The sequence below is a fragment of the Peristeroidobacter agariperforans genome (assembly GCF_004138335.1).
Taxonomy (GTDB): domain Bacteria; phylum Pseudomonadota; class Gammaproteobacteria; order Steroidobacterales; family Steroidobacteraceae; genus Steroidobacter; species Steroidobacter agariperforans.
On sequence record NZ_RYFW01000001.1, the window covers coordinates 2,047,763 to 2,068,363 of the forward strand.

Here is a 20,601-nt window from a genome sequence, read left to right on the forward strand (position 1 = left end):
GCGCTCAGGGCAGATCGCGCGTGATGGTTTCTCTGTCATCGACATCCACATTGACGACACTGCGGAACAGCAGGTCCTCGTCGGTCAACGGCTCGTCATCGTTGCCGATGCAGGTGACCGCCATCGTATAACTGCCCGCCGGCAGATATCGCAATGCATAAAAGAACCCGGCGCCGACGGTGCTGGTGAAAATGGGCGCGGTGGCGAACGGCTCGACGCCCGCGCCGTCGATGTCGTCGGGTGTGACATCTGAATTCTGGAACAGATATACAGCGCCGCGTTCCAGTGTGCCCGACACGCAGGTGACACTCACGTTGCCTTCGATGCGGCTCATCTCGCTCGTATCGACGGCGCGCAGCGTCGGGGTGAGCGTGTACTCATCGGAGTCTTCGTCGAAGCTGAGCGACTTGCGCAGGTCCAGCAACAGCGTGAACGATTCACTGCTGCTCTCGTTGTCCTCGACTTGGAAGCTCAACGACGCAGAGTCGCCATCGGCCAGGTTCAACGGAAATTGTGTGCCGGCGCTGGTGCTGACGAAGGCATCGTCGGCCCGATCTTCATCGAACAGCAGGCGCACGCCGGTGTAAGTCCCCTCCGAGAGCTGCTCGCTCGTGAACAGCCGGAGCACGCCGTTATCGTCGGCGAGATCGATCAGGTCTACCTGCTCACTGCTGGTGAACTCGATGGTCTCCGTGCCGCCGCTGCTCTTGGTGAATTCCAGCCCGCGGATATCGGTAACCACCTGGGTGATGTTTGGATCGGCGGGCAGCTCGGTGCCCAGGTCCATGGTGACCTCGCCTTCGCAGCCAGCGAGCAGGGCCAGCAAGCCGAGAACACCCAGGCGAGCAATGCCGCCGCCACGGGCGAAGCTGAACTGCGGCAAAGCTGAACGTTGCATAAAAGCCATGAAGCGCACCATCGATTCCTTGCCCGTAAGCATCCCTTATTCTGATGCAGGAGTCCCGCTGTTGGTCACGATCGCACGGAAGAAAGTTCCCGCCGGCATCGTTGGTGATTGTGGCTTCCCGCAAACGCCCCGGCCAAGCGGGCTGGCTGCCCGAAAGGACACATCACAGCCAATGCACCCGCCAATACTCTGCGCCACGGATGGAGGGTAAGTCATCGTGGAACGTGGTGTCGTCGTCGGCGGGCTGATGATCTGCGGCAGTTTCCTGCTCGCGGCGATGCTCAACCGTTCCGCAATGGAAGAGGTGCCCGTGCCCGTGCCGCCGCCCGCCGCCGCCGTACAGCCGCTGGCGACGCCCAGCGCGACCGACTGCGCCGAAGTGAGCCCGCGCGGCGATACGAGCATCCCCGCCGTGGACGTCGAACCGCCCGCCGCTGACCTTATGGTCAATGGGCGCGAAGCCTGCCCCCGCTGAGAATCGATCCGCCGCTGAAGCTTTCAGCGGTTTGAAGCCGCGGCTGGTTGCATGCCACCGCATTAGCGCGCGATCCGTTCTCCTCCCGCTCGGACGCACGTTGCAGCCAGTCGCGGCTTCTCCTGAATGTATCCCGTTCAGCTCAGTTACCATTCGCTGCTCGTGCATCGGTGGGGCAGCGTGTGGTCGGAGCGAATCGGGCGTTCATGGGTCTGTTGGCGCTGGCACTTGCGCCAGTCATCGGCGGATGTGCGCGCACGCCCCAGGAACTGGCCATCTCCGGGCCGACCATGGGGACGACCTACTCCGTCAAAGTCGCTTCCGCGCCCGCTGATGTCGATGCCCATGCGTTGCGGTCCGCTGTCGATCAGGTGCTCGATCGCATCGATCTCAGCATGTCGGGCTATCGGCCCGATTCGGAGATCTCCCGGTTCAATGCTTCGAGCTCGACCGATTGGTTCGAGGTCTCTGCCGACCTCGCCATCGTGGTCGATCATGCTCTCGAGGTCAGCCGCGCCTCCGGCGGCGCATTCGATGTAACCGTCGGACCATTGGTCGCGGCATGGGGGTTCGGGGCGCAGGGCGAGCCCATCGATCTACCCGATGAAGCGAAACTCGCCGAAGTGCGCGCACGGGTGGGTTACCAGAAACTCGAGGCGCGGCTGCAGCCGCCCGCGCTTCGCAAGTCCGATGCAAGCGTGCAGGTCGATCTCAATGGCATCGCGCCGGGCTACGCGGTTGATCTGATAGCCGGGCGCTTCCAAAGCATGCACTTGGGCCACTTCATGATCGACCTCGGCGGCGAAGTCCGTGCGCAGGGCCGGAATGGTCGAGGTGAGGTCTGGCGAATCGCGGTAGAGCGTCCCATCGACGCGGAACCCGAGCCATACGCCATCGTAACTCTGGATAATGCGGCGGTGACGACTTCGGGCGAATATCGCCACTACTTCGATCGCGACGGGCGTCGCTACTCGCACACGATCGATCCGCGCACCGGACGACCGGTCGAGCACAGCCTCGCATCGGTGGTCGTGGCTGGCTCGTCGACGATGGATGTCGATGCATGGGCGACGGCGTTCAACGTGCTCGGCGTCGAAGCCGGACGCGAGCTGGCGCTGGAACGCGCGATGCCCGTCATGTTCATCGAAGTGCAAGGCGCCGATTTGCGTTCGCTGACGACGCCACAGTTCGACTCTTTTGTTTCATCGGATAAACCCAGCAGGAAATAAATCATGAAGTGGATGATTCCGACCGGCCTGGCAATGACGGCGATGTTTGGCGCGGCCGCAGCCGATGCGCAGATTTCGGGAGCGCAGGTCGATGCTGCTGCCAGCAAGGTGGAAGCGAAGGTCATCGCCTGGCGCCGTGACATTCATCAGCATCCCGAGCTGAGCAATCGCGAGACGCGCACGTCGAAGCTGGTTGCGGATCACTTGAAGAAGCTGGGTTTGCCGGTGCGCACCGGCATTGCGCGCACTGGCGTCACTGCAGTGCTGAAGGGCGGCAAGCCGGGCCCGGTGATTGCGCTACGCGCCGATATGGATGCGTTGCCGGTGACCGAGCAGGTCGATGTGCCGTTCAAGTCGACGGTGACGACCGAATATCTGGGCAAGAAGGTCGGCGTCATGCACGCCTGCGGTCATGACTCGCACGTCGCGAACCTGATGGGCATCGCCGAAATGCTGGTGGGCATGAAACAGGATCTGCCCGGCACGGTGCTGTTTATTTTCCAGCCGGCGGAAGAGGGTGCGCCCGAAGGTGAAGAGGGCGGCGCTTCGTTGATGATCAAGGACGGTGTGTTCAATGAAGTGAAGCCGGAGGCAGTGTTTGGCCTGCACGTCACATCGACGCTCAATAGCGGCATCATCGGTTATCGCTCCGGGCCGTTCATGGCGGCGTCGGATTCGTTTCGCATCGAAGTGCAGGGCCGGCAGTCACACGGCTCACGTCCGTGGTCGGGCGTGGACCCGATCGTGGCGGGCTCGCAGATCGTCATGGGATTGCAGACCATCGTCAGCCGCCAGATCGACATCACCGAATTGCCGGCCGTCCTGACCATCGGCAAGTTCGATGGCGGCGTTCGTCACAACATCATCCCGGACAAGGTCGAGATGTTCGGCACGCTGCGCACGTTCGACAAAGACATGCGTGCCGACATCATGAAGCGCATCGATCTCACGGCCACTAACATCGCGGAGTCCACCGGCGCGCAGGCGAAGGTCAAGTTCAATCCGGGCAACAACCCAGTGGTCATGAACAATGCTCAGCTCACGCAGCGGGCGTTGCCGTCACTTAAGCGAGTCGCGGGCGAGGACAAGGTCGTCACGCTGCCGTTGATCACAGGCTCGGAAGATTTCGCGTACTACGCGGATCTGATTCCCAGCCTGTTCTTCTATGTTGGCGTGACGCCGGCGGGTCAGGATGCAAACGCGGCTCCGAGCAATCACTCACCGCTGTTCTACATCGACGAGCCAGGCATCACGTTCGCAACGCGCGCGTTGGCGTCGGTGGCGGTCGACTATTTGCAGGGCGCGAAGTAGCTAGCTCAGCCGTGCCAACGACGCTTCCATCGTATCGCCGATCCCGTCATGGATGACCAGGTCGGCGATGTCGTCCAGCGGCGTTGGATCGCGGTTGACGATCACCAGCTTCGCGCCATTTTGTTTGGCGCGAGCAGGGAAGTCCGCGGCGGGAAAAACCGACAGCGACGAGCCGAGCACTAGAAACAAATCGCAGGCGAGCGTTTCTTCCTGAGCGCGCCGCATGGGCAGCTCGGGCATTTGCTGGCCGAAAGAGATGGTGGCGGTTTTCAGGATGCCGCCACAGCGTTTGCAGGGCCCGACGGTGTTGGTTGCCTCGAACTCACGCTGCAGCTCATCGAGCTCGACGCGGGTCTGGCATTTCAGACATTTCGCATAAGTCGAGTTGCCGTGCAGCTCGATGACTTTCTCTTCCGGGACGCCCGACACCTGGTGCAGGTTGTCGACATTCTGAGTCACAACGACGCTCGCGCGACCGGAGCGAATCAACTCCGCGACGGCGAAATGGCCGCGATTCGGCTTCGCGCCCACCCAGCCATCGGCATTGCTGAAGCGACGTCGCCAAGCCTCGCGACGCGTGTGCTCCGAGGCGACGAATTCCTGGAAATAGATAGGCTGGATTTTGCTCCAGATGCCGCCCGGACTGCGGAAATCCGGAATGCCGGACTCGGTGCTGATGCCTGCGCCACTGAAGATGAGCACGCGCTGGCTGGCGCGGAGCAGATCGCTGAAATCGGTCATAAGGGTCAGCGGTGGGCGGAGGACGATCAGTTGAGAGGTGGGAGGAAGGGGTCTCCTCTTTATACTCTCACGGAGTGCCCGTGCCGCCTACCGCTAACCTACCAAGACCGTTTTACCGGCCCGGCACTTATAAACGGCCGAACGCAGCCGACCGTTCCGTCGTGTTAGTTGTGAGTTGGGTTCTGGGCTAGCTGCAGCTGGCCGTCCACTACCGGAATTTGCGCGCCCGGATCGCGGTCCATACGCACTGTTTCTTCCTTATCGCCGAGCCGATAGCGCACATCGTAGCCAACGACTTTCTCGTTGCTGTCGTACACGGTTTCGCAACGCTGTTCCGTTGTCGTATACGTGTTGCCGTTCTGCATGCGCTGCTGGACTTTGTTTCCAGCGTAGCCGCCTGCCGCGGCGCCAGCGGCGGTCGCGATCTTCTGGCCACGGCCATCGCCGATCTGATTGCCGAGCACACCACCCACGACCGCGCCGATCACGGTCCCGGCAATACGCTTCTCGTCCTTCACGGGCGCCTGATGAGTCACGACGTGATCGCTGCAAACTTCCCGCGGCGTGCGCGTAGTCTCCTTCACGGCGTCGACCTTCAGCACCTCTGCAAACTTGGGGCTGCGATCGAAGACATCCAGATTGGCAACTGCCGCACCCGCCGTAACCACCGCAGCGCCGATCACCAGACCGGTCACCAACGATTTGTTCATCCCAATTCTCCTGTCTTGCTGCGCCGACAATTACGCGCAGTGTGTAGGACAAAGATTAAACGAAGCCGGTCCCGGGACGGTTCCCGTCGCCATCTTGCGTCAGTGAGCCCTGCTACAAAGAAAAAGGGCGCCGGAAAATCTTCGCGGCGCCCATCAAAAAGGATTTTCGAAAGATCAGTTGGCGCGCGCTTCGCGCTGCTGCTGTTGCTGCATCTCGGCTTTGATCGTCGTTTCCAGCCAGTCGTTCATGGTGATCATGGTGTTGCGAGCCGACTGCGCGTGCATGCCGATGATGACGCCCGTCGTCTCATCCATGAGCGGCGCGCCAGGAGCGATGTCGCGAGAATCCAGATCGTGTGTGAAGCCACCCGCGCTGGAATTCACGATGCCGTTCGCGCTGCGCTCGTACACCGTGCCCCGAGCCTTGCGCTTGACGCTGTCTGCGTCGATGTCGCTTTTGTAACCAACCATCACGACCGAGGCAGCCGCGCCGGAGAAGCGACCGAGCGGCATGGTGCGCTGGGCGTATCGCGAAGGCTGGCTCAGTCGCACGACCGCGAAGTCCTTGCTGAGCTGACCGGCGGCGCCGGCTTCATCCCACTGCGACTTCACATACGAAACGGGAATGCGCTCGCGCACCTGGCCGTGCGAATCGATGCTGTTGTAAGTGCAGTCGGCAGGCTCTGCGCCGGTCGAGCTCTTCTGGAACGTGTGAGCGACAGTGACGCCGATGTCGAAGGCGCCGACGAGGAACGCGGTGGACGTGCGCTGCTTGCCGTCGACCATGCAGGAAATCACACCAACGCCGCTGAACGAGGCGAAATCCTTGGAGGTCACTTCGCTCCGGCGCAGCGATTCGTGCTGAGCGCCCTGGTCGTGCGCCATGGAGAAGCGGAAGAAATGCTCGTTCTCGGCGGGCGAGGACAGGTCCGGCGCGCATTCGCTGCCTTTGCCGCAGAGAGCCGCATCGGCGTGCGCGCTCTGATGGTCCATCGATGCCAGCGCGGCCAATGCACCTGTCATCAGCGCGATCTTCAGCGCGCTCTTGCGAGAGTTGCTGGCAGAGGGCAGAGAGGCAGGTTTCGCGCGCATGGTCACCCCGTGGCTCGGATGCTTGAGAAGTTCGCACGGCCAGGCGGTGCGAAGCTTTAGGGCGAAGCCTGAAGCACCTGATCGCCATGGCCTGTCCGTTGTCTGCGGACGGGGACAGTCATCGGTCAACTTTCCTTGCGACCGAGCCTAGGGCGATGAGTTCGACGAAGGCGTGACGCGCCTCAAATTCTCGGCTCGGAAACTGAGAATTGGCCCGAAGAACAGCCATAAAAAAAGGCCGGGCAAGGGCCCGGCCGGGAGGAAGCGCTGCCTGAATGGATGGACGCTTATGCGCTGGTCAGGCGGAAGGTGATGGCGACCTGCGTCCAGGCGCTAATCGGGCTGGCGCCGTCGGTCGCGGCCACGAAGCGCCACTTACGGACGGCTTCCATTGCAGCCTGGTCGAGTCGCGGGAAGCCGCTGCTGGTGGCCACGGCGACGTCCTTCGGACGACCCTTCTCGTCGACCAGCACCTTCAAGCGCACCGTGCCTTCCTCACCCGCGCGACGCGAGGCTGAAGGATAGGTCGGTTCGACGCGATTGCTGGTCTTCAGATCCTGCGCGACGGCACCGGCCGTCGTTGCAGCGATCGCGTTCTCCGAAGGCGGCGTCGCCACGTCCGCCGGAGGCACGACAGGCTCGTCGAACTGGACCTCGGGCATCGGCGTCTCGGTCGGCATCACCTGATCGATCTCGGGCTTCACGGGCACCGGCGGATCGGGCTCGTCCTGAGTCTGCTCCGGAATGAACACGGCTTCGATGGGCGCCGCGAATTGCGGCACCTTCACCACGCCCATGGTCGCGGCCAGACCGTAGATGATGAGGATGTGAATACCGATCACGGCCATCGCCGGGCCGCCGCGAGACAAGAAGCTCTGGTTGTTCGGAGTACCTGGTGCGTACATTCTTACCTCCACTTCTACGCAGGCCGGGCCTGCGGTCCTGCTTATAAACGGGTGGAATGAGCCAACGGTTCAACCGGCAATTCGATGGAACTGTCGCGAGTTGGCGGCAACCCGAAAAAGTTCCGTACACTTGGCGTTATGACGGCATCTATTTCCGACACGGCCAGTGGCCTGCTCGCTGACAGTGAAAAGCGTTTGGCCGCTGCGCGCGAAGACAATCCAGAAGAGTGGCGGCCAATCCTCGAGGACGCGCGCGTCGTCGAGTCATTGCCTCGTGTGTGGACATGCAGTGAGTTCGTGGCGACCAGCTGCCTTCGCTCGCCTGCGTTGTTGGCCGGCCTCATCGCCGACGGCAACCTGTTCTCGCGCGCGCCCGAGGATTGGTTGGCGCAGGAGGCAGAAGCGCGCGTGCGTGGGGAAGCAGAAGCCGACCTGATGGAGTCGCTGCGTCGGTTTCGCAAGCGGCATATGGTGCGAATCGCGTGGCGCGATATTGCGGGTTGGGCGACGCTCGACGAAACGTTGCGCGACCTGTCGACGCTGGCCAATGTTTGTATCGATCTCGTCTATCGGCGCATGTATGCGGCGCTGGTCGCACGCTATGGAACGCCCCGCGGCGCGGAGAGTGGCGAAGCTCAACCGTTGATGATTCTTGGCATGGGCAAGCTCGGTGGCGGCGAGCTGAACTACTCGTCCGATATCGATCTGATCCTGCTGTATCCGGAAGACGGCGAAACCGATGGCGCACGTCCCATCGACAACGCAGAGTTCTTCCTGCGCCTCGGCCAGAAGATCGTCCAGCAACTGGCGACGCCGACGGTCGAGGGTTTTGTGTATCGGGTCGACCTGCGCTTGCGGCCGTTCGGCGATAGCGGCCGACTCGCGCTTAGCTTCGCGTCGTTCGAACACTATCTGCAGCAGCACGGTCGCGATTGGGAGCGCTACGCGTACGTCAAAGCGCGGGCGCTCACGGCGAGGGAGCAGTTTCCGTCGCTCTACGACGAAGTGCTGCGGCCATTCGTTTATCGACGCTACCTCGACTTCAGCGTGTTCGAATCGCTGCGTGACATGAAGGCGATGATTGCGCGCGAAGTCGAACGGCGTGAGTTGAAGGACAACGTCAAACTCGGCCCCGGCGGCATTCGCGAAATCGAGTTCATCGTACAGGCATTCCAGCTGATCCGCGGCGGCAGCGATCGTCGCCTGCAAGGCAAAGAGCTGCGAGTGATCCTGCCGCAGCTCATCGGCCAGCGCTTGTTGCGCGAGGACGCGGTGCGGGATCTCGAAGCGGCGTATGCCTATCTGCGCGTGCTGGAGAATCGTCTGCAGCAGTGGAATGACGAACAGACGCATCAGCTGCCCGAAGATCCGGTTGCTCGCGAGCGGCTGGCGTTCGCAATGCATGTTGGCAGTTGGGACGAGCTCGTCGCTCAAACCAACGCGCACCGACAACGTGTCGAGCGCTACTTCACTCAGACTGTCTTCGGCCCACAGGAGCGCACTGACGGTATCGCTTCGCTCGAATCCAGCTTCGATCTGGACGTCGACGCGTCAGAACGCGCCAGCATGTTGATCAATTGCGGTGTCGCAGATCCCGAGCCGATCAACAGTCGATTGGAAGAGCTGCGCAATAGCACTTACTACCGTCGACTCGACGACACCGGCCGTCGGCGGTTGCGCGACCTGCTGGCGCGAATTCTCCGGATGCTCGCATCGGACGCTGCGCCGACCACGACGCTCGCCAGAGTCTTGCGAATCTTCGAAATGATCGGCGGGCGTACGGTGTACCTCGCCTTGCTCACCGAGAATGCCGCAGCCTTGAGGCGGCTCGTCGAACTGTGCGCGCACAGCCAATTCCTGGCCGATCAAATTGCCGCGCAGCCGCTGTTGTTGGATGAGCTGATCGACGAGCGCTTCATCGAAGAAGCGCCATCGCGGGCGCAGTTCGCGGCCGACCTCGCCTCTTCGCGCGGCCGCATGCAGCACGAAGATCCGGAGCGCCAGGTCGAGATTCTGCGTCAGTTCCAAAGCGCGGCGATGTTTCGAGTGGCCGTGGCCGATCTTACGGCTGGCTTGCCCCTGATGAAGGTCAGCGACCGCTTGACCGACATCGCCGAGCTCATCGTGCAGGAAACATTGTCGCTGGCGTGGGCCCAGATCACTGCCAAGCACGGCGTGCCTCGTTTCGTCGACGAGCGCGGCGAGTCGCACATGGCGCACATGATCGTCGTGGCTTACGGCAAGCTCGGCGGTTTGGAGTTGGGCTACGGCTCCGATCTGGATCTGGTGTTCCTGCATGACTCGGTCGGCGAGTCGCAGCGGACCGATGGCGAGCAGTCCGTGGAGAACACGGTGTTCTTCCAGCGGCTCGGGCAAAGACTCGTCCACCTGTTGACCGTGCACACAGCGTCAGGCCGGTTGTACGAAGTCGACACCCGGCTGCGGCCGGGCGGCAACAAAGGCTTGCTGGTGCAGTCAGTCGCCGCGTTTCGCGAGTATGAGTTTCAGGAAGCCTGGACTTGGGAACATCAGTCGCTGCTGCGAGCCCGGGCGATTGCGGGCGACCCGCAAGTGTGCGAGCAATTCGAGCAGGCTCGCATCGAGGTGCTTCGCAATGCCGTCCGACGCGACGGCCTGAAGCATGAAGTTCGCAAGATGCGCGAGCGCATGCGTGAAAATCTGTCCAAGGCGCGGGAAGGGCAGTTCGACCTGAAGCAGGATGCCGGCGGCATCGCCGACCTGGAGTTCCTGGTGCAGTTCTGGATGCTCGAATGGGCGGACCGCTACCCGGAGATCGTCACGTTCTCGGACAACATCCGGCAGCTGGAAAGCCTGGGCTCGGGCAACCTGGTGCCGCAGTCGCGGGTGGATTTCCTGGTCGATACCTACCGCAAATACCGCCAGCGCATGCACCGGCTGGCCCTCGATGGCGTCAAAAACGTGGTCAGCGACGCAGAATTCGTGGCCGAGCGCCGCGGCGTCGTGGAAGTTTGGCAAGAGGTCATGCGCGAGGCGGGCGATCTGCGATAATCAGCCCCCTTACGAAGAACCTGCCGATGCCGTTATGACGACTGAACCTGCCGCCAAGCTGATCCAGCCCAACGCCCAGAACCAGTACACCGTGACCGCGGCCGACTTGCCCCTGTCGTGCCCGATGCCCGGCATGCACCTGTGGAACTCGCATCCCAAGGTATTCCTGCCGATCGAGAAGACCGGCTGGGCCAAGTGCCCGTACTGCAGCGCTGAGTACACCTTGAGCCGCTGAGCGGTGATTTTTTCATGATCGGCGTTGGCCACTGCGGGTATGTCCAGATGTCCGTGGGGGCCCGATCGAAAACTGGCTCACGCTCGGATGCCAGCGATTTGGTTACCATGGCCGGATGACCAAGACACTGGACACCACGCCGGCGGCGGACGGCTTTCACATGCCGGCCGAATTCGAGGCCCACGACGGCTGTTGGATGCTGTGGCCGGAGCGGCCCAGTAACTGGCGGCTCGGCGCGAAGCCGGCACAGAAGGCGTTCGCTGCCGTTGCTACCGCAATCGCCACGGGCGAGCCCGTCACCGTCGGCGTTTCTCGCGCGCAATACCTGCAAGCTCGTGCCATGCTGCCCGATGCGATTCGCGTCGTGGAGATGTCGAGCGACGACGCCTGGATGCGCGATGTCGGCCCGACCTTCGTGGTCAACAAGCGCCGCGAGCTGCGGGGCGTCGACTGGGTGTTCAATGCCTGGGGCGGTATCGGCGGCGGTTTGTATTTCCCCTGGGATCAGGATGACCTGGTCGCGCGCAAGGTGTGCGAGATCGAAGGCGCCGATCGTTATCGCGCGCCGTTCGTGCTGGAGGGCGGCGCCATCCATGTCGATGGCGAAGGCACGTTGATCACTACCGAAGAGTGCCTGCTCAGCCCGCATCGCAATCCGCACCTGGACAAGGGGCAGCTGGAAATCCTGCTGCACGAGTATCTGGGCATCACCAGCGTGATCTGGCTGGGTAAGGGCGTCATCGACGACGAGACCACCGGGCACGTCGACAACCTGTGCTGTTTCGCGCGCCCCGGCGAAGTGATACTGACGTGGACCGATAACAAGCGCGATCCGCAGTACCAGGTCTCGCAGGATGCCTATGAGCGTTTGATGGGTGCTCGCGACGCTCAGGGTCGCAAGCTGAAAGTTCACAAGCTGCAGCAGCCCGGGCCGCTGAAGCGCACGCACGAAGAGTCGCTCGATGTCGATGTCGCCGATAGCGGCGCGGCCTCGCGCAAGATCGGCGAGCGGCTGGCGGCTTCGTACGTCAATTTCTATATGGGCAATTCCACCATCGTGATGCCGCTGCTCGATCCGAAGCAGGACGGCGACGCGACCCGCACATTGCAGAAGATTTTTCCGGAGCGCCGGATCATCGGCGTGCAGGCGCGCGAGATCCTGCTCGGCGGCGGCAACATTCATTGCATTACTCAGCAGGTGCCGGCGCGTAAACCGGTGCGCAGCGGAGCTACGAAGAGGAAGTGATCCATGGCAGCTCCACGCATCAGCAAGGCGGCGTTCGAACGAAATCTGCCGACACTGCGCGATGAGCTGCTCGATCTGGAGTTGAAGCTGCACACGGCGAAGTCGTGTGCCGTCGCCGTCATCATCGCCGGCACGCCGGCCGCCGGCCGCAGCGAGACCGTCAACGCGCTGCTGGAATGGCTCGATCCCAAGCACATCGACGTACACGCGCTGGGAGCGCCTGCCGCCTACGACAAGAAGTTTCCGATCCTGTGGCGCTACTGGCGGAAGCTGCCGGCACGGGGACGCATGACGTTCTTTTTCGCCGGCTGGTATGGCGAGTATCTCAGCGGCGTCATCAAGGACAGCTCCAACGATCACGACCGACGCTCGGTCGAGCGGATCCTGCAGTTGGAGAACATGCTGGTGCGCGATGGCGTGCGCGTCGTGAAGATCTATCTCCACACTGATCATGAAACGCAGCAGCGGCGTCTCAAAGAACTGTGCGCCAACAAGCTCACGAGCTGGCGCGTCACCAAGGAAGATCGCTGGCAGGCGAAACACTTCAAGCGAGTGAATCGGATCGTGCACGCTTGTTTGAAGGCGACCGATCATGAGACCGCGCCGTGGCATCGGGTCGACGGCACCGATGAGGAGTATCGGTTGCTGACGGTCGGCAAAATTCTGCGCAACGAGATCGCTGCCGGGTTGAAGCAGGCTGAGCAGAAGCGTCGCGATTGGCCCAGCGAGAAGCCGGGCAAGCTCGCGCGGCCCCCGGTGCTACAGCCACAGCACCCGCTCGATGACGATGAATACGAGCGTCAGCTCGAGACTTTGCAGGGGCGCATGGCGCGGCTCGTGCGCAAGTCGCGATTCAGCAAGCATGGTCTGGTGCTGGCATTCGAAGGCATGGACGCAGCGGGGAAGGGCGGCGCGATCCGACGGATCACGCACGCATTGGACGCGCGTCAATATCAAGTTGTGCCGGTGTCAGCGCCGACGCCGGAAGAATTGCTATATCCGTATCTGTGGCGCTTCTGGCGTCACATCCCGGCGCAGGGTTCGATCACGATTTTCGATCGCTCCTGGTATGGGCGAGTGCTGGTGGAGCGAGTGCGCGACCTCACGCCGGATCCGGATTGGAAACGGGCTTACGCCGAAATCGTAGAGTTCGAGCGCCAGCTGACCGAGCATGGATTATTCGTTGCGAAGTTCTGGTTGTCCGTGAGCAAGGAAGAGCAGCTGAAGCGTTTCAAGGCGCGCGATGAGGATCCGCTGAAGCGCTTCAAGGTCGATCGAGAAGATTGGGCGAATCGGCGCTATTACGACGCATATCAAAATGCCGCTGCCGAAATGATCCGGCGCACTGACACGGACGACGCGAAGTGGACGATCGTCGCCGCGGACGATAAGAAACAAGCGCGCTTGACGGTGCTGAAAGCGGTGTGCGAGACGCTGGAGCGCTGACCCGGGACTACCAGCTCTGCTTGATGCCCATGACGAACACGACGTCCGGGGAGTGCTCGACCGCAAGGTCCTCACTGACGCCGACGTCGAGGCGCCACCCCGACTCGAACAGATAGTCGCCGCCCACGGTCAGCACCACTGCGTCGCTGAAAAAATCCAACTCGCTGTCGTAGGCGGCCGTATGGGCATCCACCTGCGCTTTCAATGACAAGCCGCGCCATACACTCACGCCCACGCCTGCCATGCCGCTCCAGACAACGCTGCGCTGCCTATCGGGCAGCAGATCGCCTTCGCCCAAATAAGTGACCGCTGCCTGTCCGAATGCACTCCAGTTACGGCTCAGGCGGTGTTGGCCCGCCAGCAAAAAAGAAACATCCGTTGCGCCGCTGCCAGTGAGCTCATCTGCGTCGCCAGTCGGAAACTTCAGGTTCAGCCAGGCGCTTAGACTGGATTTGTACGACTCGTACATCTCATAGCTGAGCGCCGCCTGGAGATCGCCGAGGCCGGTGGACGATGACGTTGTATTCAGCTGCCGTGCGCCTGCTCGGGTGTAGGCGATGCGAATTCGATCTCGCGGCAGCGCAGAGCGTGCGCCGTCGGGTAGACCGAACGTGTCGTGCCAGCTATCGATGAAACTGTCGAGGCCGCCGCTGCCGGTGTAGCGGTAAGGGAGTTGGAGCTGCCAGCCGAAGTTGCTATCGAAGTCGCCATTCATGAACATGCCTTGCAGCGTCACGCGAGCTTCGCGTGTCTCGGCATCGACGAGGATGGCTTCGTTACCCTGCTCCTGCATGAGCGCGGTGTTGCCCCAGTAGAAGTCCAAGCGGGCCGAGAAGCCCGACCGGTGTTTGGACGGCATCGTCGTCGGCAGCCCGAGCCCCGCGAGCAGCGGATTTTGATCGCGAACCACAAATGGCGCGCGATGGTCGATTCTCGGGTGAGCGATGGAAATTTCGTCGAACCTGGACGCTTCACCGTCGGCGCCATGAACGACGCCGGAAGCCAGCAGCAGGGCGACGATCGGCAGCCGCGACTCGCGGCTCACTAGAACCAGATCGACACGAACGCCTGAATTACGTTCGCGCCGAACTCGTACAGCGGCTCGCTGCCAGCGGGCGCGTAGCCCGGGTCGGTGGGAAGCAGTTTCGACGCGCGCGCGTCGCGGAAGTCGTCGTATTGGAACTCGATGCGATCGTAGAACAGATTCACCGAGCCCTTCTTCACGAAGCGCCAGCCGGTCTGGGCGAACTCATAACTCGCGCCAATGCGGAATGCGACGCTGTTGAAGGTCGACAGCTCCTTGTCGCGCGCCAGGAAATTCTGCTCGTTCACGCGGCCAAACAGGTCGGCATAGAACTCGGCGTGGTCCTGCTGGTAGTAACGAACGCGCGCTTCCAGCGTCCATTGCTGCTTGATCGGATGAACGTAGCCGAGCTCGAAGGTGTCGGCGCGAATGTCCCACGTATCCGTGAAGAATCGGTAGCCGCCGTAAATAGCGGCGCGATACGGCAGGAAGTAACGCCCGTTCAACGCGACCGCATTGCTGGTGCGAGTGCGCGGATAGATTTCCTGCGCGAGGATGAAGCGGCGGTTGTCGTTCGGATCGATGTATCGATACGAGCGGTACGGATTGTTCAGGAAGCCTTCGTCCGTGATCACCTCGAGGTTCATCGTGGCGATCAACGACTTGGTGAGGATCTGCGAGACGCCGACCCGGTAGCTCCAGCGGTCGATGTCTTGTTCGAAGCTCGGGTCGGTGGAGTTGCGCACCTTATCGGAGCCACGCGAGAAGCCCATGCTGATCGTCGTCAGGTCGCCGAACAGATCCTGGCTCAGGCCGAAGCTCGCCGTCTGCGCTTCGTAATCGTTCTCGTCGCTGTTGGTATAGCTGAGGTTGTACGTTGTCTTGCCGCGCAGATATTCGAAGCCGAGCGAGTACTGATCGCGCTCTTCTTTGTATTCGCTCGCGCCGCTCACCTCGACGTCGATGGACGCGCTGGTGATCATGTCCTGATAGTAGTTGGCGCTGACGGCGTACTTTTCCGCCATCTTCTTTCGCACCAGCACCGACGGGCCGTGAATGGTCACGCCGCCGCCTTCGTAACGGTGATAAAGCGCGTCGGCGCGATCATCCGGCAGCACGCCGGCCGAGCTCGCCAGGGGCAGCGCCAGTGCGGCGCAGGCCGCCATCGACCGGAGAATGCGTGCTTTATTGCGGGCGAGGCTCATGCGATGTCTCAGTTACAGCCGCAGCCGCCACCACCGCCGCCGAGTGCGCCACGAGCCCCTTCGCGAGCTTCCCACACGTGGTCGATATAAGCAGAGGAAACGGGATTGGGATTCGCGGACATGATGGGATCGGCCAGCTGCTGGCGCTCATAAGGCTTCACCCACGGCTCGATGTTGCCGCAGGCGGAAAGCCCCGAGACCAGCGCCACGCTGAACACTACCTTGACCGCGATTCCCTTGATCACGTCGTGACCTCTTACTCTTTCAGCAGGGCGCGAATCTGGTTCAGATACTCGCCTTCGTCGCCCGGCTTGTAGCCCCGGTGCAGGTAGCGGATGTTGCCCTTGCGATCGATGAACACCGTGCTCGGCATGGCGTTCACGTCGTACAGCTTGCTCACCTTGCTCTCGCGGTCGAACAGCACCGGGAACGAGACCGGCGTGTCTTGCAACCAGCGTTCAGCGTCCGCGGTGTTCGCTTCCACATTCACGCCGACCATGGTGAAGCCGAGCGAACTGTAGCGCTTGTGCATCTTTTCGAGAAGCGGCATTTCCGTGCGGCACGGACCGCACCAGCTCGCCCAGAAATTCAACATCACCACTTTGCCTTTGAGCTGCTCCAGCGACACATTGTCGCCAGCTCGCGACGGCAGGCTGAAGGTGGGCGCGACGCCGGTCGAGGTGCTGGCGCCGACCAGCGAAGAAACAACCAGCGCGCTGCACAGAGCGGCGGCGCGAATCCATTTGCTCATCGACATGAGAGACGACCCTCTATGACACACAGATCCAGCGGGTATCGTCGCTCAGAAGAAAATCGACAAACCGAGATGCGCTTCTAGATTATTGACGATCTTCTTTTCGCCAACCAGGTCGCTGTCGAAGATGTGGTCGCGCACGTCGAAGTGCACGGCGATCCAGTCTGCCGGCAGCACGCGATAGCCGAAGCCGCCGTTCACGGTGAAGTGATCGTCGCCGGCGAACTCGGTGTTGCCGATGCCGGCCACCAGGTAGAACGCGCTGTTATATGCACGGTTCTTGCCGATGAAGACTTCGCCAGGCAGCGCGTTCCAGCCGAGCGACAGCGCGTAATACGAATAGTCGCGCTCGTCGTCGTTGAGCAGATCGGCCTGGCCGGCGAGATTCTCGTAGCTGGTGCGGCCGGCGCGCGACTTGCCGTACGTGCCTTCCAGGAAGAAATCTTCGGTGAGGTGATAGGCGAGACGACCGCCGTACACGACGTTGCTCTCGAAATCCTCGATGCTCATGATGCCGACATAGCCGCCGAGCTCGAAATCTTCCGTATCGATGCGCGAGCGGCGGATCTCGCGCCGTTCGACTTGCGGATCGATGATCGGCTTCTGGTCCGGCTCGCCGGTCAACGGCTCGGCGTCGGCGGCAGGCGCCAACGACTCCGGCCGGTCGTCATCGCGACCGCCCAGCAGGGAGCAGCCTGGCAGCACCGTAACGGCGAGCAGGCTCAGAAAAAGAATGCGAGACCGAGATACTTCCATTCGTCCACTTCCTCGTTGTCGTTGCGGCTCGTGAACACGATGTTGTGACGATATTCGGAGCGCAACATGAAACGACGGGTCAGATAAAATTGCAGGCCGCCACCGACGTAGCCGATCTGATCGTCACGGTCGATGGTGTCCACCAGGTTCGCCTTCGGATCGGTGTAGATCACACCGGTGCCGAGCGTGAAATAGGGCGACAGGCGCCACTCGGGCGCGAATACGTGCAACAGCCCGACAGTGTAGCTGTGGCTGTTGGAGAACTCGCCGATGATGTGATTGACGGTCAGCTCGATGGACAGGTTGTCGCTGAAGGCGTAGCCGCCGAACACCGAGACCAGGCTCGCGCCGTCGAAGTCGCCGCCACTGACGCCGGCCTGCCAACGGCGACTCATATAGTTCTCGCGCGCCGGCTCCTGCAGGTCGAGCGGTTCGCCGGTGGGCTCGAGCGTCGCGATCATCTGATCGCGCGACGCCCAGCCTTCGACGCCCTGATCGGTGCGCAACTGGAACCAGTCGGTGCGGCGCTTCACCAGCTCCACTTCACGGCCGCGCTCCACCACATGGAAGATCGGATAGCCGCGCCCCGGGCCGGAGTGCAGCTCGATGAACGGATCGGCGATGAGGATCTTGTGCGCCGGTTCTTCAGCCTGCACTCCCGCCGCGAACAGCAACAGTAAGCATAGGAACGATAGCGGCGTGAGCGACCGAGACATCAATTCTCCGGGGCGGTGAACGGGTCGTTGAAGTACTGCGCGCCGATGTCCAACCATTCGGACAGCAAGCGTAACTCACTTGGTGACATAAAGTCGCTATGCGGCACGGTTCCGCCGGTGCTTTCCATCTTCTCGAAGAAGCGTGACACGCCCGCGCCACCATTGACGTTCATGGAGGCCGGCACGTTGCGGAAGGCCACGCAGGTCGTCACGTTCGTGACCGGGTCGGTCTGGAACTCCAGGCATTCATCGACCAGCTGAGTGCCGTCGAGGATCTGGCCGCGGTCAGCGAACAACAGCTCGCGATAGGACTTGAACTGCAGCGCCTGCTCTTCGGACGGGCCGTCGCTCAGGTCCAGATCGCCGGCGGGCACTTGCGCCGCAGCCGCGCTCACCGGTGCATGACAGCTGTTGCACTTGTTGTTGATGATCACACCGCCGCCGTCCACGTCCGGAATGCCGTCGCCGTTGGCGTCGACGAAGCGGTCCAGGCCCCACAGCGGATGAATGTGCCGCTCGTAATGAATGGTGATCCGGCACAGGGTCGTGAGATTGGAACGGCAGGACGGCGCGACCGGCGCCACCGCGCCTGCCGGCAATGAGTTCGCACAGGCGAAGCGGGCAAGCGGATCGGCCGCGTTCGTCAGCACGTTGTTGATGCCGGCGGCATAGCACGCGTCGACTTCATTGGTCGCGGGCGCTGCCGTCAGCCAGTAATCCTTGAACGCCAGGTCGACGCTCATCGAACAGGCGCCGCCGCACATGATGCGGTTACGGGTGTCCGCCATGGTCTCGCCGACGATGTTGGCGAACAAAGCAGCGTTGGCGCCAGGGAACGGCACACCAGCGCTGGGCGCGCCCGGATTCACCGCGTTGGTCATGCCTTTACGACCGTGCGCCATCGGCGTCGTGGCATTGCCGTTGTGACATCCATTGCAGGTCAGCTGCTCGCCCGGCTGCACTTGCAACCAGTTGGTGTGGCGACCGCCCAGCGCGCCGCCGAGACGGCGACCGTCCGCATCGAGCACGCTGATCGAGAATGCGACGTTCGCCGGCACCTTCACCTTAACGGAGCCGTCCGGCTCGACCGGCGCGTAGCCGAGGATTTCGCGCATGCCGAGCGCACGGTTCGGACCGAACGCGGTGTTCGAGAAGTCGCGGGTGTCGTTGTCCGGGATCGATACGGCCTTCTCGACGCGCAGGAAACGAGCGGGACGGGTCGCATAACCCGCATTGGCCGGATTGCGAACGGTCGCGATGCCGCCGGGCGCGGTGTCCACCCCGTCGATGTCATACACGCTGCCGATGCTCAGCACGCCGACGCCTTCATTCTGCAACTGCTGCGGATAGTCGATGCCCGCGGTGCGATCCGGAATGACGACCGGCAGCGCACGCTGCGAGCCCGACACCACTTCGGTATAGATGAACCCTTCCTGCGGAACGACGATGGGTCGCTGAGTATTTTCGCGAACGTCGTACACATAGATGCCATACAGCGGCGGCGCTTCCACGGCATCGGGGTTCTGCAAGCGATCGCTGGTGCAGGGGACGATGCGGGTGTCCTCCACCAGTCGACACTGCGACCAGCTCACCAGCAGGCGGCCGCTGCCGTCATACAACGGTTGAGCCGTGCGATACCGGCCGCCGGGCGACGGGCCCGGAATCGTGCGCACATCGGTCGGCAGCGCGCGCGTTTGCGCCGGACCAGTCATGCCGATGTTTGCGGCCGAGGCGGCGCGAGTGTTGTCGACGTAAGTATCGGTATCGATCAGCACCAGGTCGCCGCCTTCGCCCGTGCCCTGAAAGGGACGGACCAGGGACAGCGTGCGGCCGTCCTGCAGCGGCTTGGGATTCAGGAACTGAATGGTGCTCAACGTGGCGTTCGGCGGCGGATTGGGCGAGCCGGTCTGATGGCTGTTCGCGCCATACAGCAGCTGCAGATCCGAGCCGTCGGGATTGATGGAGTACAGATCGTACTGGTTGTCATCGATGTGATGTTCCCAGCGCGTGAACACGATGCGGCCGTTGGGCAGCACTTCCGGCGTCAGGTCGTGGCTCTGGTTGAACGAGATCTGACGGATGTTGGTGCCGTCGTCATCCATCACGTGCAGCACGAAGGCCGACTCGTTGTCGTTCTCGTCCTGGGCCGCGAACTGCGGCTTGTTCTCGTCGAGCAGGATGGCGCGCGAGGACTGCTGGCGGGTCGAGCTGAACACGATGCGCCCATCCGGCAGGTAGCGCGCCATGATGTCGTGACCGGTCTCCTCCACGATGTCGGAGGTGATGATGCGGCGAAGCTGGCGGCTCGCCACGTCGTATTCCCAGATGTTCCAGGTCGGCTGATCTTCCTCGTCCGCGTTCTCGATGAAGCGCGCACGCATGGAGAACAGCACCTTGGTGCCGTCGTAGTTGACGCTCACGTCGCGGATATCGCCGAGACCCTGGGTCTCAGCCGACGTTAGATTGACTTCCGGCGAGGACGTCGAAGCGCGATCGCGCATGAACAGGTCGGCGCCGATCTCGAATCGGAGCAGCTCGCGCGCATCGGCATTCGCCAGCTCGTCGTCTTCCGGATCCGGCACCGGACGCTTCACGTAGAACACCGGGAAATCCAGCGTCACCGGATCCATGTTCTGACCGCTGCCGATGGTCACATCGGTGCCGCCGCCGCCGCTGTCGCAGCCGCCGAGCAGGAACGCAATGGCGCTCATGAGCAGCACCGCGCCGCCCTTGCGCACGATGGCCCGATTCGACGCGTCTTGCTGCGCCTGATGACTCATTGAAGCGTTACTCCGAGTTCTCGCATCGATTAACAACGT

The 20,601-nt window shown here is 62.3% G+C and carries 19 protein-coding genes; 7 read left to right on the forward strand and 12 right to left on the reverse strand.

Annotated elements, in window-relative coordinates; translation table 11 throughout:
* Positions 1-4 precede the first annotated feature (4 nt).
* Positions 5-898, reverse strand: a complete 894-nt coding sequence (locus tag EK373_RS08925; RefSeq protein WP_157994284.1) for a DUF4382 domain-containing protein — start codon at positions 896-898, stop codon at positions 5-7.
* Between the two features lie 226 nt (positions 899-1,124).
* Between EK373_RS08925 and EK373_RS08930 the strand changes: the two genes are divergently transcribed.
* From EK373_RS08930 to EK373_RS08940, 3 genes are all read left to right on the forward strand, one after another.
* Positions 1,125-1,382, forward strand: a complete 258-nt coding sequence (locus EK373_RS08930) for a hypothetical protein (RefSeq protein ID WP_129642333.1) — start codon at positions 1,125-1,127, stop codon at positions 1,380-1,382.
* A gap of 182 nt (positions 1,383-1,564) precedes the next feature.
* A complete protein-coding gene (locus EK373_RS08935) occupies positions 1,565-2,611 on the forward strand; it encodes an FAD:protein FMN transferase (RefSeq protein WP_129642334.1) in 1,047 nt (348 codons plus the stop codon).
* A 12-nt stretch (positions 2,612-2,623) separates the two neighbouring features.
* Positions 2,624-3,922, forward strand: a complete 1,299-nt coding sequence (locus EK373_RS08940) for an amidohydrolase (RefSeq protein ID WP_129643495.1) — start codon at positions 2,624-2,626, stop codon at positions 3,920-3,922.
* Here EK373_RS08940 and EK373_RS08945 read toward each other — a convergent pair whose 3' ends face one another.
* The 4 genes from EK373_RS08945 to EK373_RS08960 form a co-directional block, all read right to left on the reverse strand.
* On the reverse strand, positions 3,923-4,663 hold the full coding sequence (locus tag EK373_RS08945) for an SIR2 family NAD-dependent protein deacylase (protein ID WP_129642335.1): 741 nt from the start codon (positions 4,661-4,663) through the stop codon (positions 3,923-3,925).
* A gap of 164 nt (positions 4,664-4,827) precedes the next feature.
* A complete protein-coding gene (locus EK373_RS08950) occupies positions 4,828-5,373 on the reverse strand; it encodes a glycine zipper 2TM domain-containing protein (protein ID WP_129642336.1) in 546 nt (181 codons plus the stop codon).
* Between the two features lie 174 nt (positions 5,374-5,547).
* Entirely contained in the window at positions 5,548-6,465 is a 918-nt protein-coding gene (locus tag EK373_RS08955; protein WP_129642337.1) for a trypsin-like peptidase domain-containing protein, read from the reverse strand.
* Positions 6,466-6,752: 287 nt separating this feature from the next.
* On the reverse strand, positions 6,753-7,370 hold the full coding sequence (locus tag EK373_RS08960; RefSeq protein ID WP_129642338.1) for an energy transducer TonB: 618 nt from the start codon (positions 7,368-7,370) through the stop codon (positions 6,753-6,755).
* Positions 7,371-7,508: 138 nt separating this feature from the next.
* On the opposite strand from EK373_RS08960, the gene glnE reads away from it, so the two are divergent.
* The 4 genes from glnE to pap all read left to right on the forward strand — a co-directional run bounded on the left by glnE (position 7,509) and on the right by pap (position 13,327).
* On the forward strand, positions 7,509-10,400 hold the full coding sequence (glnE, locus tag EK373_RS08965; protein WP_157994285.1) for a bifunctional [glutamate--ammonia ligase]-adenylyl-L-tyrosine phosphorylase/[glutamate--ammonia-ligase] adenylyltransferase: 2,892 nt from the start codon (positions 7,509-7,511) through the stop codon (positions 10,398-10,400).
* 34 nt (positions 10,401-10,434) lie between these two features.
* A complete protein-coding gene (locus EK373_RS08970; RefSeq protein WP_116809467.1) occupies positions 10,435-10,635 on the forward strand; it encodes a zinc-finger domain-containing protein in 201 nt (66 codons plus the stop codon).
* A gap of 115 nt (positions 10,636-10,750) precedes the next feature.
* Complete coding sequence (aguA, locus tag EK373_RS08975) at positions 10,751-11,881, forward strand: agmatine deiminase (protein WP_129642340.1); 1,131 nt, start codon at positions 10,751-10,753, stop codon at positions 11,879-11,881.
* Positions 11,882-11,884: 3 nt separating this feature from the next.
* Positions 11,885-13,327 (forward strand): polyphosphate:AMP phosphotransferase, encoded by a 1,443-nt coding sequence (gene pap / locus EK373_RS08980; RefSeq protein ID WP_129642341.1) that lies wholly within the window; start codon positions 11,885-11,887, stop codon positions 13,325-13,327.
* 7 nt (positions 13,328-13,334) lie between these two features.
* Here the strand turns inward: pap and EK373_RS08985 are convergent, their stop codons facing one another.
* Genes EK373_RS08985 through EK373_RS09015 form a run of 7 tightly spaced genes read right to left on the reverse strand, consistent with a single transcriptional unit; the run spans position 13,335 to position 20,562 of the window.
* The gene (locus tag EK373_RS08985; RefSeq protein WP_157994286.1) at positions 13,335-14,372 is read right to left on the reverse strand and encodes a DUF3187 family protein; all 1,038 of its coding nucleotides are present in this window, start codon (positions 14,370-14,372) and stop codon (positions 13,335-13,337) included.
* Entirely contained in the window at positions 14,372-15,556 is a 1,185-nt protein-coding gene (locus EK373_RS08990) for a DUF3570 domain-containing protein (RefSeq protein WP_198683167.1), read from the reverse strand. The genes EK373_RS08985 and EK373_RS08990 overlap by 1 nt, the downstream gene beginning before the upstream one ends.
* Before the next feature lie 8 nt (positions 15,557-15,564).
* Entirely contained in the window at positions 15,565-15,789 is a 225-nt protein-coding gene (locus EK373_RS08995) for a DUF4266 domain-containing protein (protein ID WP_407676192.1), read from the reverse strand.
* Positions 15,790-15,812: 23 nt separating this feature from the next.
* The gene (locus tag EK373_RS09000) at positions 15,813-16,313 is read right to left on the reverse strand and encodes a TlpA disulfide reductase family protein (RefSeq protein WP_129642343.1); all 501 of its coding nucleotides are present in this window, start codon (positions 16,311-16,313) and stop codon (positions 15,813-15,815) included.
* Between the two features lie 45 nt (positions 16,314-16,358).
* Positions 16,359-17,066: an outer membrane beta-barrel domain-containing protein gene (locus EK373_RS09005; protein ID WP_129642344.1), complete on the reverse strand. Its 708-nt coding sequence runs from the start codon at positions 17,064-17,066 to the stop codon at positions 16,359-16,361.
* Complete coding sequence (locus EK373_RS09010) at positions 17,033-17,782, reverse strand: outer membrane beta-barrel protein (protein WP_129642345.1); 750 nt, start codon at positions 17,780-17,782, stop codon at positions 17,033-17,035. Before EK373_RS09010 ends, EK373_RS09005 begins: the two co-directional genes overlap by 34 nt.
* On the reverse strand, positions 17,782-20,562 hold the full coding sequence (locus tag EK373_RS09015; RefSeq protein ID WP_129642346.1) for an HzsA-related protein: 2,781 nt from the start codon (positions 20,560-20,562) through the stop codon (positions 17,782-17,784). The genes EK373_RS09010 and EK373_RS09015 overlap by 1 nt, the downstream gene beginning before the upstream one ends.
* Between the last annotated feature and the right edge of the window lie 39 nt (positions 20,563-20,601).